Below are 14,963 nucleotides of genomic sequence, written 5' to 3' on the forward strand. Positions count from 1 at the left end.
GATCGGGCCGCACGTCAGCGGCCTGTCGGCCGCTGGGCACGGCGCTGTCCGAGGGCCCGCCCGACGGCTCCGCCGATGCCGGGGCGGGCCTGCGGGGCCGGACGGCCCCGGGATGCCCGCACGGGCGGCCGCGCGGGCGGGCGCACCGGACCGTGGGGTCGGCCGCAGCCCGACGGCCGGGCCACCGGTGCGGCGCCGCCGTCCGGTGCGGGGTCGGGTCCGTGCGAGGGTTCGCGGCCGGCCGGGGGACCGGCCGCCGGTTCGGGCCCGGTTTCGGGTTCGGGTTCGGGGCTGTGCCCCTCGTGGTGGCCGGAGGAGGGGCCGGCGGGGGCGATGCGGTCGGGCGTCCGGTCGGCGTCCTGGCCCTCGGTGCGGCCCTCCGTTCGGCCTTCGGCGGGGCCGCCGGTCGGCCGGGTTCGGAAGACCGGCCCCCGGGGTGTCCCGCCGGGGCTCTGCCCGGTGCAGGGCGCTGCCGGGCGGCGGCCCGCGCGCTGTTCGCGGACGCTCTCCAGCAGCCGCTCGGGGGCGAGGCCGCCGTTGATGGACTCGTACAGCAGCTGGGCGAGGGTGTAGCGGGCGTCGACCTCCAGTGCCCGGGAGAGCATGATCCGGGCGGTGGCGGTGTCGCCGGCCAGCCAGGCCGTCCAGGCGAGCAGCGTGAGCGGCGGCGGGGCGAGGTGTTCGAACGGGCTCACGCAGCGTTGGACGAGGAACCGCCAGACGCGCTGGGCGGTGGCCAGTTCGTCCGGCTCGGCGAACTCCGCGCCGCGGTCCCGGCCGAGTTTGTCCTGCAGGCCCAGCAGGAGCCGGGCGGTGCGCTCCGGGTCGATCTCGCGTGCACCGTCGCGGAACTCCGCCATCACCTCGGCGAGCAGTGCGCCCGTGCGGTCGACCGTGTGGGCGCGGCCCACCGCGAGCTCCTGGAGGAAGCCCGGCCCGGCCCGCTCGATCTCCTGTCGCTGGACGTCCGCGGCCGGCGGCCCGACCGGGGCCAGCCCGGCGACGATGGACCTGCGGCTGCCCCGCGGCGCCAGGCCGGCGAAGGCCGCGGCGGCCGCGATGGGGCTGGGCAGGTGGGACGGTCTGATCGGTGTGCCGGAGGGGTCGCAGCAGCCGGGGCGGGTGCACAGGAAGGACCACCAGCGGCCGCCCGAGACGCACAGCGACTCCTTCACCGCCACGCCCGCTCCGCGGAAGGCCGCCGCGAGCCGGTCGGCGAGCGGGCGCAGCGACTCCACCGGCCGGTGGCCGCCCGGCGGTGCGCCGCCCGGTGCCTCGGCGGCGTCGACGGGATCGCGTACGAGGTAGAGCAGCACCTGGTCGGGGCGGCGGTCGCGCTTCTCGGAGAGGTCCATCAGCAGGGCGGCGATATCGCGTGCGACGGGCTGCCAGTGCGCAGGGTCCTCGGGGATGTCGACCCGGACGACGCCGCCCTGCTGGAGGGAGGGCCCCTGCAGGCCGACGGCGACGATGCTGTCGTCGGGGAAGAAGCCGAGCAGGTAGGGGAGCATTTCGGCCATGTCGGCCGGGCCGCGCATCTGCATCGGGAGGAGGGTGGTCGGCGGGCCTGCGAGGGGGCCGGCCGACGGGGTGCGGTGCTCGTCGTGGTTCATGGCCCGAAGAGTGCCGCAATTTCGACCGCGGGATCCGGCCTGTGGAAAAACCTGTGGATAAATCCGCGGCCGGCACTCCCACCACGGTCGAAACGCAAAACCCCTACCATTCAATTGAACTGATCGAATGTCAGGCATTCTGTCCGACTATTTCTCCCGCGCCGTACGTCCGGTCCACCGGCGCAGCCCCGTATTGGCCGATTGTCGGCGGAACGCGGTATGCATGAACCCATGGACGAGCGCACTCCCCGCCCCACCGACGACGCCGACCGCGCAGAGGCCGGCGCCGCAGCCGACCGTTCCGCCGCGGAGGGCCCGGACGCCGCCGGGCCTGCGGATCGTGCCGCTGTCCGCGAGCGGGCGGAGGCCGTCCTGCGCGAGCTGGCCGGGCCCGCCTCGGTGCTCCGGGAGGACCAGTGGCGGGCCGTCGAGGCACTGGTGGTCGACCGCAGGCGGGCGCTGGTGGTGCAGCGCACCGGCTGGGGCAAGTCGGCCGTCTACTTCATCGCCACCGCCCTGCTGCGCTCTGCCGGGGCCGGCCCGACGGTGATCGTCTCGCCGCTGCTCGCACTGATGCGCAACCAGGTCGACTCCGCGTCCCGGGCCGGCATCCACGCCCGGACGATCAACTCCGCCAACCCGCAGGAGTGGGACGAGATCCAGGCCGAGGTGGCGGCGGGCGCCGTCGACATCCTGCTGGTCAGCCCGGAGCGGCTGAACAACCCGGACTTCCGCGACCAGGTGCTGCCGAAGCTCGCCGCCTCCACCGGCCTGCTGGTCGTCGACGAGGCGCACTGCATCTCCGACTGGGGCCACGACTTCCGGCCCGACTACCGCCGGCTGCGGACGATGCTGGCCGACCTCTCCCCCGGCGTGCCGGTCCTGGCGACGACCGCCACGGCCAACGCCCGGGTCACCGCCGACGTGGCCGAGCAGCTCGGCACCGGCGCGCCCGACCGGTCCGCCGCCGGGGAGGCGGGCCGGCCGGCCGCTGCGCCCGCACTGGTCCTGCGCGGCCCGCTGGACCGGGAGAGCCTCACCCTCGGCGTGCTCCCCCTGCCCGACGCGGCCCACCGCCTGGCGTGGCTGGCCGACCACCTCGCCGAGCTGCCCGGCTCCGGCATCGTCTACACCCTCACCGTCGCCGCGGCGGACGAGGTGACGGCGTTCCTGCGCTCCCGCGGCTATCCGGTGGCCTCGTACTCCGGGCGGACGGAGGACGCCGACCGCCGCAGCGCCGAGGCCGACCTGCTGGCCAACCGGGTCAAGGCGCTGGTGGCGACGTCCGCGCTCGGGATGGGCTTCGACAAGCCGGATCTCGGCTTCGTGGTGCACCTGGGCTCCCCGGGCTCGCCCATCGCGTACTACCAGCAGGTCGGGCGGGCCGGCCGCGGGGTGGACCGGGCGGAGGTGCTGCTGCTGCCGGGCCGGGAGGACGAGGCGATCTGGCGGTACTTCGCCTCGCTCGGCTTCCCCCCGGAGGACCAGGTCCGGCGGACTATCGACGCGCTCGCGGAGGCGGGCCGCCCGCTGTCCACCGCCGCCCTGGAGGCCCGGGTGGACCTCCGGCGGAACCGACTGGAGACCATGCTCAAGGTGCTGGACGTGGACGGCGCGGTCCGCCGGGTCCGCGGCGGCTGGGAGGCCACCGGCCGGCCGTGGGCGTACGACGCGCCGCGGTACGCCAAGGTCGCCGCGGCGCGCGAGGCCGAGCAGCAGGCGATGCGCGAGTACGCCGCCTCGACCGCCTGCCGGATGGAGTTCCTGCGGCGCCAGCTCGACGACCCGGAGGCCGCCCCCTGCGGGCGGTGCGACAACTGCGCGGGCCCCGCCCACGGCGCCGAGGTGTCGGCCGAGGCGCTGGCGGCGGCCCGGGCGGCGCTCGGCCGGCCGGGCGTGGAATTCGAGCCCCGGCGGCTGTGGCCGACGGGGATGGACACGCTCGGGGTGCCGCTCAAGGGCCGCATCCCCGCCGGCGAGCAGGCCGAGACCGGCCGCGCCCTGGGGCGGCTCTCCGACATCGGCTGGGGCACCCGGCTGCGCTCGCTGCTCGCCGAGTCGGCGCCGGACGGCCCCGTCCCCACCGAGGTGGTGGACGCCCTGGTCGGCGTCCTGGCCGACTGGGCGCGCGGCCCCGGCGGCTGGGCCGGCCCCGAGGGCCCGGACGGCAACCGGTCGGCCCGCCCGGTCGGCGTGGTGACGATGGCCTCCGCCACACGGCCGCAGCTGGTGGAGAGCCTCGGTGCGCGGATCGCCGCGATCGGCCGGCTCCCGCTGCTGGGGCGGGTGGAGTACGCGACGGGCCGCCCGCCGCACGGCCCGCGCAGCAACAGCGCCCAGCGCCTGCACTCGCTGGCCGGCACGCTGGTCGTCCCCGACGAGCTCGGCGCCGCGCTCTCCGCGGCCGAGGGCCCCGTCCTGCTGGTCGACGACCTGGTGGACTCGGGCTGGACGGTGACCGTCGCCGCACGGCTGCTGCGCCGGGCCGGCGCGACCGGGGTGCTGCCGCTGGTGCTCGCCGTCCAGGCCTGAGCCGTCACCGGTTCGGCGGCGCCGCCTGCGGACACCTCCACGGCCTCGGGCGGGCACGTCGGCGAGCCACGGACGAGTCGCCTCCACCGCCGCCGACGAGGCACTGCGTGCATTTCGATCATGGCACTCAGGGACGTTCACCGGCGGGCCACCGGGCGGTAATCCCGGCTTCCCCCGGGCGTCGGGCCTCCGTCAGGCGAATGGCCCCGGGAAGGTGGTGGAATATATCCGGCAGAACGCCGTTTTCGGGCGGCGGTCGTCATTTCCTCATTGCCGCTCGGGCCGATCTGACGGGAGAATTGGGCCGTACCCAAGACCTGGTCGCAAGACCCGGTGTTTGGCGTACCCACACACAGCCGCGGCAGCTGCCGGCGGACCGGGAAGGAGGATCGTGATCAACCGCAGGGACCACGGTCGGGGTCTTCCCACCGCCAGACGGATCATCGAACCGAAGGCCTGGTCCGAGTCGGACATACCGCTGCTGCGCGCTCCGCGCGACTTCGTCCGCGAGCTGCACCAACGGCACCTGCCGCAGCCCGGCACGACGGTCATCGCCGTCCTGGACGCGTCGCACCAGCTCGTGGCCTCGGCCTCCTTCAGCACCCGCCAGCACGTCACCGACGGCTGGCAGCACCGCAACGCGATCCTCTCCCACCTGCGCCAGGTGATCCCGCACGACCTGCGGCTGTCCGCCCCGATCCGCACGGCAGTGCTGCTGCGCTGCCGCGACGGCTCACCGGAGTGGACGCCCCAGGACGGCGCCTGGATGTGGGCCCTGCGCGACGCCGCCGCACTGCACGGGCTGCGCTGCGGCTCGTACATCACGCTGACACCGACCGGCTGGCACTCGCTGGGCGACGGACGGCGCGGCCGCAACCCCCACTCGGGATCGTGGGCCGACGGTCCGCTGCACACGGTCACCGAGCTGGCGCCGCGCACCGCGCACGAGCCGGCACGCAGGCAGCGCCGGGCGGCACCCGTCGGAGCCGTCTCCTCGCTGGGCGCGCTTCGCCACGCGGCAGTGCGCTGAGGGCCGAGGCAACCGGGCCACCGGGGTCGAACGACGCCGCGCGGCCGCCCGCCGAACAGGGCGGGCGGCACCGCGGGGCGAACCTCGAGCGGGCCGTGCGATCAGGCGGGAACGGGCCGCTCCGCACCCGGGAACAGCGGCGCGACCGTGTCGGTGCCGCCGCACACCACCAGCAGCGAACCGGCGCGCTCGGCGGCACGGGTGGCGGCCTGGGCGACCCGGTTGCCGCCCGCGGCGTTCACCACCAGCACCACGACATCGCGGCGCAGCGGGCGCTTGGTGGCGGCATCGGCGTAGAACACGTCGGCGGCCTCGGCCAGCTGCGCCCAGTAGCGCTCCTCGCCGAAGGACAGCTCGTGCTGCTGCCAGGGGTGCGGCTCGCCGACGGTGAGCACCAGGATGTCGCCGGGGCTGCGGCCGGCCTCGAGCAGTTGGTCCACCGTCTCGTCGGCACGCTCGACCGCGTCCTGCGCACCGGCGGGGACGAGGCGGACGGCCGGAGCTGCACGACGGGGGCCCGGGCCGGGCTTCGGCACGGGGCGCGAAGCCGGGGCGGCACCAGCGGCTCTCGGAGGGGCGGGGCGGGGCGCCGGACGGGGCGGCGCAGGCCGCTGGCCCGGCACGACGCCGGAGGCAGCGGGGTTGACGGAAGGCGTACGGGGGCTGGATGCGTCCGACTTGCGGGGGAAGGGAACGCCGGGGCCCGGGATACTCTCGTGAATCTCCGGCTCCTCGGGGAAGACAGGCATACCCGGATGTCTATCAAATGCCGGTCGGATGCGCACGGGCACCCCACCTGTCGGGCGCCCGACGGAGCGTTCGGGCGGGCCTCCGACAGTCCGACGCGGCGTCAGAAACCCAGTGTGAGCTGCTCGTCCGCCGGCTCGGGCTCGCGGAAGCGCCTGAGGTGGCGCCAGCGCGGCAGCGCGTCGAGGTAGGCCCAGGACAGCCGGTGCTCGGCGGTCGGGCCGAACTCCTCCAGCGCCGCCCGGTGCACCGGCGAGGGGTAGCCCGCGTTGTCCTCGAAGCCGTACGCGGGGTGGCCGGCGCCGAGCTCGGCCATCATCCGGTCGCGCTGCACCTTGGCCAGGACGGAGGCGGCGGAGACGCAGACGCAGGACTGGTCGCCCTTGATCACGGTGCGGACCTGCCAGGAGCCGCCGAGGTAGTCGTGCTTGCCGTCGAGGATGACGGCGTCGGGGCGGACCGGGAGCGCGGCGAGCGCCCGCTCGGCCGCCAGCCGGAGCGCGGCGGTCATGCCCAACTCGTCGCACTCCTGCGGGGAGGCGTGGCCGAGCGCGTACGCGGTGACCCAGTCCGCGAGCACGGGGGCGAGGGCCTCGCGCCGCTTCACGGTGAGGAGCTTGGAGTCGGTGAGGCCCTCCGGCGGGCGGCGCAGCCCGGTGACCGCGGCACCGACCGTGACCGGGCCGGCCCAGGCACCGCGGCCGACCTCGTCCAGGCCGGCCACGACGCCGGCTCCGGCCCGGCGCAGCGAACGCTCGACCGAGTGGGTCGGGGGGTCGTAGGGCATGGCGGTCCATTCGTGTCGCTCCGGCGGCACCAGCCTACGTCCCCGGGCACGCCCCCGAGGCACACGGGCGCACCCGCCCGGGGCGCGTGGGGGCACCTCCCGGCCGAAGGCCGGGGGAGAACCGCGCGATTCGGATGCGGGCCGCCCCGCAGGTCACGGCCCGCCCGCGCCGTCCGGACACTCGGCCTGCGCAGTTCCCCGCGCCCCCGACGGGTGCCCGTTCCCCTACGGCCGGACCATCGGGATGAGCACCTGGTCGACCAGGTCCCCGCAGAAGTCCTCGTCGAGGGGGCCGTCGCAGACCTTGGCGCGGTAGAGCAGCATCGCGGGTGCGACGTCGGCGACGATCGGGGTGGCCGCGCCCCGGCGGACGTCGCCGCGCCGCTCGCCGCGGCCGAGGATGGCCAGCATCGCGGCGTTGGCCGGGCGGAGCACCCGGCCGTCGAGGAAGTCCTTGAAGGCGAGGGCCTGTTCGTGGTCGAGTTCGGCCATCAGGACGCGGATGGCGTGCCCGGCCGGGGAGTTCATGATCCCGCCGAGCCTGCCCATGAGCTGCAGCAACTCCGAACGGACCGACCCGAGGTCGGGGATGTCCGCGGGGGGTGGCAGAGTGGCCCCCAGGGCGTGCACGACCAGATCCGCCTTCGACGCCCAGCGCCGGTACAACGCGGCCTTGCCGGTCTGCGCGGCCCCGGCGACGCCTTCCATCGTCAGCCGGGCGAATCCGCCGGAGGTGAGGAGCTCGAGGGTGGCCTCGAAGATCGCGGCCTCCAGTGCGCGGCCGCGCCGCCGCGGCACGGCGGTCACGGCACCGGCCTCCCCGGGGACGGCACCGGGCACGGCGTCGGGCACGCGCCTGTCCCCCTCGAGGGGTGGCAGGGGCGAGGCGCTCGCCGGGGGCGGTACGGCCCGCGTCGCACCGCCGGGTGCGACCGGCGCGCATCTCGCCGGGAACACCCCACCCGACGGCTCGTCAGACATCTGGCGCCGCACCAGCTGATCCATCGTCACCACCCTAGAGAACGCTTGCGTTCACAATCGCCAGCCGATATCGTCCACATGATAGTGAACGAGTCCGTTCCTTAACAGTGCCCGCACGGCCGGGGCCGGCCGCCGGCGAGGGTTACAACCTCGCACGTCAGGGCGCATCTCTCCCGCACCACCCCACGGTGCGGGACCAACAGGGGGCAATCACGTGGCAATCTCCGACACGGTCGGTACACCGACACCGACGAAAGCCGGGCGCGGCCCGCGCAAGGGCGTCACCCTCACCGTCATCGCGGCCACCCAGCTGATGGTCGTGCTCGACGCGACGATCGTGAACATCGCCCTGCCGCACATCAAGGGCGACCTCGGTTTCTCCGACACCACCCTCTCCTGGGTGATCAACGCGTACACCCTTGCCTTCGGCGGCCTGCTGCTGCTGGGCGGCCGCCTCGGCGACATCCTCGGCCGGCGCCGGGTGTTCATCGTGGGCACCCTGCTGTTCGGCTTCGCCTCGCTGCTCGGCGGCCTGGCGCAGGACTCGACGATGCTGCTCCTCGCCCGCGCCCTGCAGGGCCTCGGCGGCGCGATCTGCTCACCCACGGCCTTCGCGCTGATCGCCAGCAACTTCGAGGAGGGGCCGGAGCGCAACCGCGCCTTCGGCGTGTTCTCGGCCGTCGCGGGCTCGGGTGCGGCGATCGGCCTGCTGGCCGGCGGCCTGCTCACCGAATACCTCGACTGGCGCTGGGTGTTCTTCGTCAACGTGCCGATCGCCGCGCTCATCGCGATCGCCGCACCGATGTACATCACCGAGTCGGAGCGCACGGAGGGCCGCTTCGACCTGCCCGGTGCACTGACCTCGACGGTCGGCCTGGTGGCCCTGGTCTACGGCTTCATCCGCGCCGCCTCGGACGGCTGGAGCGACGCACTGACGCTCGTCTCCTTCGCCGCGGGCGTGCTGCTGATGGCCGCCTTCGTGGTCATCGAGCGGCGGACGGCGCAGCCGATCACCCCGCTGCACCTGTTCCGCGACCGCAACCGCACCGGTGGCCTGATCATGATGCTCTGCCTCGCCGCGGCGATGTTCGGCATCTTCTTCTACATCACGATCTTCGTGCAGACCGTGATCCACTACAGCCCGCTGAAGGCCGGCGTGGCGTTCCTGCCGATCAGCGCCTCGATCATCGTGGCCGCGCAGATCGCCTCGGCCTTCCAGGCCAAGCTCGGCCCGAAGGTGTTCATGGCCGGCGGCGCCGCCCTGGTGGCGATCGGCCTGACCTGGCTGACGCAGCTCAAGGCCGACAGCGGCTACGTGGACGGCATCCTCGGCCCGACGGTCATCTTCGGCTTCGGCATGGGCCTGATCTTCGTCCCGGTGATGCTGATCGCCGTGTCCGGCGTGCCGAACCAGGAGACCGGCGCGGCCTCCGGCCTGCTGAACTCGGTGCAGCAGATCGGTGGCGCGCTCGGCCTGTCGATCCTGACCACGGTGTTCAGCACCGCGGCGAAGTCCAAGGCCACCGACCTCGTGCCCGGCTTCCTGCAGAGCGCGAGCCCGGAGCAGGCGCAGCTGTTCCAGCGCACGCACGAGTTCCCGGTCGGCAGCGCGGCGTACAGCGAGACGCTGGCGCACGGCATCGGGCAGGCGTTCATCGTGGGCGCCTTGCTGGCGGTCGTCGCACTGGTGGTGTCGCTCGTCGTGGTGAAGGCCAAGGCGAGTGACCTGCCCTCGGAGGGAGCCGCCGGCGTGGCCCTCTGACACACCGACGGGTGGCGGGCCGAGGGCCCGCCACCCGGATCGGAGGATCCGGCCCGCCGCCAGCCGTGCCGACGGGGGCCGCACCGGTCAGTAGTCGTACTCGCCGTAGAGCCGGTCCGTACGGACGCCGACCCGGAGGCAGGAGCTGCGCCCGGTGAGGGGCACCGGGCGGTCCCGCAGGATCTCCCGGGCGCGGGCCTCGGCGAGGCTGGTGGCGTACCAGGGCAGGTGCTCCGCGTCGAGATCCGAGGCGATCTTCTGCAGGGCGCAGGTGCGTTGGTCCTCGGGCAGCCGGTCCAGGGCGGGCACGGCGTCGGCGGAGAGGTCTCGCAGGTAGCCGACGTCGATCCGGCCGGACTGCTCGAAGCGGTGCACGTTCTGCTCGGCGATCAGTGCGTCCGGGCTGATCAGACCGAAGACCGCGGTCGCGGCGGCGGCGCTCAGCACCACGGCCCGCGGCAGCCAGCGGGCGGTGGCGACCAGGCCGCCGACCAGCACCAGCACCAGGACGACACCCAGCCAGATCTCCACCGCGGCCACCGAGATCCGAAGCCGCGTCAGGCCGAAGTTGTCCACGTAACGGTGCATCCGGTACAGGGCGGAGGCGACGACCACCAGGGTCAGGGTGCACAGCAGCGACAGCAGGCTCTTGGCCATCAGCCGGTCGCCGGCGGTGGAGCGCGGTGCCCAGCGGCGGGCGAGCCCGAGGACGACGAGCACCAGCAGGGTGACGATCAGCAGTTGCCAGAAGCCCTGGCGAGCGTACTCGGCGGGGAGCACGCCGGGCTTGCGCATCACCGACTCGTAACCGCCGACGAAGACCGCGGCCTGGACGGCGACGAAGGCACCGAAGAGCAGGTTCAGGGCGGTCAGCGGAAGGGCCCACTCCAGGCGCCCCCGCTCGCGGCCCGGCTTCACCGGGAAGCGGTCGAACCGGCGCGGCCCGGCGGCGGTGTGCGCGGCAGCCAGCGCCACCAGCAGACCGACCGCGAAGAGCAGCAGCCTCATCGGCACGTCGTCGGCGTCGATGCTCGGCATCAGGTCGCCCAGGAGCTCGGCGACGGCTGCATCGGCGCTGGCGAAGAGCGCGCCGAAGACCAGCAGCAGCGCCAGCGACACCGCCACCGCCTTGACCACGGAGACGACCCGGTCCCGCGCCGGGTACTGGCGGTTGCGCAGCGCGAGCACCGACCAGGCCAGGCCGGGGATCAGGTGCGACCACATGCCGAGGGCGCCGAGCACCACGCCGGGCCAGCGCTTCCCACCGTGCAGGGCGATCGATCCGGCGCCCGCCGCGGCGAGCAGCGCCAGTACCACCGGCCAGGAGGCCTCGATCAGTGCCGGGACGAGCAGCAGCGTCAGCGCGGCGACCGTCCACACCACCGTCCAGAGACGGACCCTGCGCCCGGTGGCGTGCGCGGCGAGACCGGCGGCAATCGCACCGACGAGCGCCCACAGCAGCACATTGACGCCCAGCCCCTCGCTGAGCAGGGCCGCGGCCAGCAGGCCGGAGGCGCCACCGGCCGCGACCACGCCCAGCCCCGGGAGCTCGGGCCGCGTCGGGGCCGTGACGGTGTGCCAGAGAGGCGACGGGGTCGGCGGCGGCGGCCGCCAGACACCTGCGGCTGCGGGGCCCGCACCGGGCCGGGGCCCGGGGCCCGGCCGAGGACCGGCGGCAGGGGCCGCGCTCCCGGGCGCCCCGACACCGGCAGCCCTACCTGCACCAACACTGGCACCTGCACTGGCACCTGGGCCGGGCGCGGCACCGGAAGCCGCACCTGCACCCGTACCACCGGCCTCGGGCACGGAGCCGGACGCGGTACCGGAACCGGGCGCCGGGCCTGCTTCGGCAGTCTTAGGTTCGGGAGCGGTTCCCGCCTTCCGGAGCTCGGCGCCGGAGCCGCCGTCGGACCCCGCCCGGGCACCCGGCACGGTGGCACCCGGATCCGGGGCCCCCGGGCCGCCGCCGTCCTTGCCTCCTGCCCCGGCCCCGGCCCCGATGTCGGCCGCAGGCGAGCCCCCGGAGCCCTCTGAACCTCCGGAATCCCCGGCACCACCGGAGCCCCCGGCAGGCCCCTTCCCGGGCACGGGCGGCGGCGTGTTGTCTGACGGTGTCGGCATGAGTCCCCCTCAGGCGTCACGGAACACGCGGCAGCCGACCGGCAGCCCCGCGATGGTGATCGTGACTCTAGGCCTCCGGGAGCATTTCTGAACAGGTTCAAAAGTGCCGCGGGGCGCTTGTGTCGCAGAGTTGTGACACAAGCGCCCCGCACGGGAAGGCCTGCCCGCGGCGGCCCGCCCGAAGGATCGTCAGTACTCGCCGTACAGCGAGTAGACGAGGTTGTCCTTGACCGCCGTTCCGAAGGCGGCCGGCCAGGTGCCGAACGGCACCACCGTGTTGCTGTAGGCGCCGGAGCCGGCGGCGCCCGTGGAGTAGTGCATGTTGTTCACCGTGGAGCTCGTCCCGTTGCTGTTGTAGACGAACCAGTAGGTGGTGTTGGCGGCCAGGGTGACGGAGACCGGCAGCGAGTTCCAGGCGTTGGGGGTGAGCGTGCCGGAGGCGGTGGAGACGATCAGGTTCCCGGGCGAGCCGGCGTTGTCGCTGTAGACGGCCAGCTGGTACTGGTTGTTGGGCGCCGAGCTGACCCCGCCGACGTGCACGCTGAGCGAGGTGAGCGGCACCGGGGAGGACCCGGTGGTGACCTTGGATCCGTTCAGGTGGTTGGAGTCGGTGTCGTCGGTCAGCGTGCCGACCGTGCTGGAGCCGATCGTCCTGGGCGGTGCGCCCGCGGTGGTGAAGGCGGTGCTCACCGGGCCTGCGAGGGCGTTGCCGGCCAGGTCCTTCACCCCCTGGACGGTGGCGGTGTATCCGGTCGTCAGCGCCAGGGCGGCGCTCGGGGTGAACACGGCGGTGCTGGTGGCCCCGTCGTAACTGACGGTGCCGGCGACGGGCGTCCCGCCGCCGGTGGTCTTCAGGGTGAGCGCCGAGGAGGTGACCGTCGCGGCGTCCAGCGGCTCGCTGAAGGAGAACTTCACGGTGCCTGCGGCCGGGACGCCGGTGGCGCCGTTGGCCGGGGTGGTGCCGGTGACGGTGGGCGCGGTGGTGTCCTGCCCGTAGGTGGCGGTGTAGGAGCCGACGGCGCCGTCGAAGAAGGCGTAGGCGACGCCCTTGACCGTCTCGATCCGGTACGGTACCGCCTGGCCCTGCTTGGCGATCCCGGTGAGCGTGCCGGAGGCGGAGTTCACCGGCACCATGGCGCGCAGGCCGCGGGTGCCGCCGGTGATGTCGAAGGTGAGCGAGGAGCCGCTCCAGGCGAGCTTGGAGAACGCGGAGCCGTTGCGGCCGTCCAGCCAGGTGAGCATCTGCCGGCCGGAGACGACCGGCACCCCGCGGGCCTTGGCCGCCGTGACGACGGCGTCCGAGGCGCTGGAGGCGGCGAAGTCGGTGTGGATGTTGGCGCCGATCGCCGCGTAGTAGCCCTTGGAGCCGACGGCGCCGTCGAGCAGGGTGGCGACCGTGGACGGGTAGGACTGGCCGGACTCGTCGGTGAGCTGGGTGGTGGCCTGGTACTCGTCGATGACGCTGCCGTCGGTGTCCGCGAACTTCATGATCATGCCGGTGCCGTTGAAGTAGCCCGGCCGGTCCTGCACGAAGGCGGACGGGTAGTAGTAGTAGTCCATGTCGAGCCGGATGCCGTTGGCCAGCTTGGTCTTGGCCTGGGTCGCCCAGTCGTCCCACTCGACGCAGTGCGTCCTGCTGCTCGACGGGTTCGGCAGCGAGCCGTACTTGGCCTTCCAGGCCGTCAGCTGGTCGTTGTAGAGGGCCTGCAGGTTGGCGGTGGTGCCCCACGGCTTGCATGCGGTGGTGACGTGCACACCGACCTCGAAGCCCTCGTCGGTGTAGGACTGCGCCTGCGCCGGGGTCATCGGGTCGTCGGTGTAGATGTACGAGGAGCCGCGCACGCACTCCCAGTCCGCGACCGAGCAGCCGGCCGGCGACTGGGAGATGTAGCTGTCCCAACGGCCGACGGTGCCGCCGATGCCGTGGTCGTCACCGGTCATCACGACGACCGCCTTGACGTCCCGCGGGAAGTACCAGAACCGCGGCAGCGGCTTCTTCGCCGAGTCCATCAGGGTGATCAGGTTGGCGAGCAGCCGCTGCTGCTCGTCGGCGATCGGGATCAGCGCCTTGTCGAGGTTGTTCCAGTTCGGCTGGCCGTTGGTGCCGAAGAACATCTCGCTGGCCTCGTAGCCGTCGGTGGAGTCGCGCTGCTGGCCGGCCCAGGCGATGTTGCCCTGGCGGGTCTGGACGACGGACTTGGCGAGGTCGTAGGTGAAGGCGGCGGCACGGCCGGTGCCGACGGTGCGCAGGGTGACGGCGGGGTTGGTGCTCGCCGTGGTGGCGTCGTCGTAGAGGGTGGCGACGGCGGTGGCGCCGTTCAGCGTCCAGCGGTCGGCGGTGCCGTGGAAGCCCATGGTGTCGGCGGTGAGGCCGGCGCCGGGGGCGGCCGCGGTGTCGATCTTCAGGTAGGCGTCGGCGAGGGTGCCGGTGGTGGCGGTGAGCCCGAGCAGCCCGGCGAGCTGTTTGTCGGGGCGCATCGCGATCAGCCGTCCGCCGCCGTTGGTCCAGGTGGTGAACATGGAGACCTGGGCCGGGGTGAGGGCGTTCTCGCCGAGCAGCACGACGTCGTAGGAGGCGAGCATCGCCGCGGTGACCGCCGACAGGTCGGTCTGCTTGTAGTAGTTGAGGCCCTCGGCCTTGAGGATCTCGGTGTAGTAGGCGGTGTACGGGTTCGCCGCGTTGCCGACCAGCAGGATCGGGCCTTCGGCGCCGGGGCCGCTGCCGGGCGGGGTGGTGCCGCCGCCGTCGGGGGTGTAGGTGGCGTAGATCGAGAACGTGGCGCTCATGGTGCTGCTCGCCCCGAAGGCCGCTGGCCAGGTGCCGAAGGGGGCGCCGCCGGTGGAGTACCCGCTGGTGCCGCCGCTGCTGTAGTGCAGGTTGTTGACGGCCGCGCTCGCGCCGTTGCTGTTGTAGGCGAGCCAGTAGGCGGTGTTGGCGGTGAGCGTCCCGGACAGCGGCAGGGTGTTCCAGGCGTTGGCGGTGAGGGTGCCGGAGGTGCTGTTGGCGACCAGCGCGCCCGGCTTGCCCGCGGCGTCGGTGTAGACCGCGACCTGGTACTGGTTGTTGGGCGCGGCGCCGACCGCGCCGACGTGCACGCTGATGCTGTTGAGCGCGCCGCCGCCTGCGCCGGTGACGAAGCGCGAGGTGTTCATGTAGTTGGAGTCGCCGGAGTCGGTGGCCGAGCCGACCACGGTGTTGCCGAGGGTTGCCGTGCCCGCGGCCTCCGCGGGTGCGGCGGCCAGGACGGCCCCCGCCAGCACGGCGGCCACCAGGCACGCCAGACGTCTTCTGAACCTCACGCCATCCCCCACAAGTCGGACAACCGGACAGTCGGCGGAATCGCCGCTACCGGTGTACCGGCTGTACGGGTTGCGCGTCCTCGAAATCCC

The 14,963-nt window shown here is 73.8% G+C and carries 9 protein-coding genes; 3 read left to right on the top strand and 6 right to left on the bottom strand.

Annotated features, from left to right (window positions below):
* Positions 1-14 precede the first annotated feature (14 nt).
* Positions 15-1,613 carry a DUF4192 family protein gene (locus AB0M03_RS11225; RefSeq protein ID WP_363490885.1) on the bottom strand — a complete coding sequence of 533 codons (1,599 nt, stop codon included), beginning with the start codon at positions 1,611-1,613 and terminating at the stop codon, positions 15-17.
* A 231-nt stretch (positions 1,614-1,844) separates the two neighbouring features.
* On the opposite strand from AB0M03_RS11225, the gene AB0M03_RS11230 reads away from it, so the two are divergent.
* Entirely contained in the window at positions 1,845-4,145 is a 2,301-nt protein-coding gene (locus tag AB0M03_RS11230; protein WP_363490887.1) for a DEAD/DEAH box helicase, read from the top strand.
* Positions 4,146-4,536: 391 nt separating this feature from the next.
* Positions 4,537-5,175: a hypothetical protein gene (locus AB0M03_RS11235; RefSeq protein ID WP_363490889.1), complete on the top strand. Its 639-nt coding sequence runs from the start codon at positions 4,537-4,539 to the stop codon at positions 5,173-5,175.
* A gap of 101 nt (positions 5,176-5,276) precedes the next feature.
* Here the strand turns inward: AB0M03_RS11235 and AB0M03_RS11240 are convergent, their stop codons facing one another.
* The 3 genes from AB0M03_RS11240 to AB0M03_RS11250 form a co-directional block, all read right to left on the bottom strand.
* The gene (locus tag AB0M03_RS11240; protein ID WP_363490891.1) at positions 5,277-5,711 is read right to left on the bottom strand and encodes a hypothetical protein; all 435 of its coding nucleotides are present in this window, start codon (positions 5,709-5,711) and stop codon (positions 5,277-5,279) included.
* 314 nt (positions 5,712-6,025) lie between these two features.
* Positions 6,026-6,709 (bottom strand): ribonuclease HII, encoded by a 684-nt coding sequence (locus AB0M03_RS11245; RefSeq protein ID WP_363490893.1) that lies wholly within the window; start codon positions 6,707-6,709, stop codon positions 6,026-6,028.
* A gap of 225 nt (positions 6,710-6,934) precedes the next feature.
* Positions 6,935-7,561, bottom strand: a complete 627-nt coding sequence (locus AB0M03_RS11250; RefSeq protein ID WP_363490895.1) for a TetR/AcrR family transcriptional regulator — start codon at positions 7,559-7,561, stop codon at positions 6,935-6,937.
* A gap of 349 nt (positions 7,562-7,910) precedes the next feature.
* Between AB0M03_RS11250 and AB0M03_RS11255 the strand changes: the two genes are divergently transcribed.
* Positions 7,911-9,452 carry an MFS transporter gene (locus AB0M03_RS11255; protein ID WP_363491009.1) on the top strand — a complete coding sequence of 514 codons (1,542 nt, stop codon included), beginning with the start codon at positions 7,911-7,913 and terminating at the stop codon, positions 9,450-9,452.
* An 87-nt stretch (positions 9,453-9,539) separates the two neighbouring features.
* On the opposite strand, the gene AB0M03_RS11260 is transcribed toward AB0M03_RS11255, so the two are convergent.
* Both AB0M03_RS11260 and AB0M03_RS11265 read right to left on the bottom strand, forming a co-directional pair.
* Positions 9,540-10,985 carry a DUF4173 domain-containing protein gene (locus tag AB0M03_RS11260; RefSeq protein ID WP_363490897.1) on the bottom strand — a complete coding sequence of 482 codons (1,446 nt, stop codon included), beginning with the start codon at positions 10,983-10,985 and terminating at the stop codon, positions 9,540-9,542.
* Positions 10,986-11,762: 777 nt separating this feature from the next.
* Positions 11,763-14,873 carry an Ig-like domain-containing protein gene (locus tag AB0M03_RS11265; RefSeq protein WP_363490899.1) on the bottom strand — a complete coding sequence of 1,037 codons (3,111 nt, stop codon included), beginning with the start codon at positions 14,871-14,873 and terminating at the stop codon, positions 11,763-11,765.
* Positions 14,874-14,963: the final 90 nt, after the last annotated feature.

The sequence above is a fragment of the Kitasatospora sp. NPDC051914 genome (assembly GCF_040680995.1).
In the GTDB taxonomy this organism is placed as follows: Bacteria; Actinomycetota; Actinomycetes; order Streptomycetales; family Streptomycetaceae; genus Kitasatospora.

Coding starts and splice junctions, on each gene's coding strand:
- AB0M03_RS11225 (WP_363490885.1), bottom strand. CDS start 1,613: ATGAACCACGACGAGCACCGCACCCCGTCGGCCGGCCCCCTCGCAGGC.
- AB0M03_RS11245 (WP_363490893.1), bottom strand. CDS start 6,709: ATGCCCTACGACCCCCCGACCCACTCGGTCGAGCGTTCGCTGCGCCGG.
- AB0M03_RS11230 (WP_363490887.1), top strand. CDS start 1,845: ATGGACGAGCGCACTCCCCGCCCCACCGACGACGCCGACCGCGCAGAG.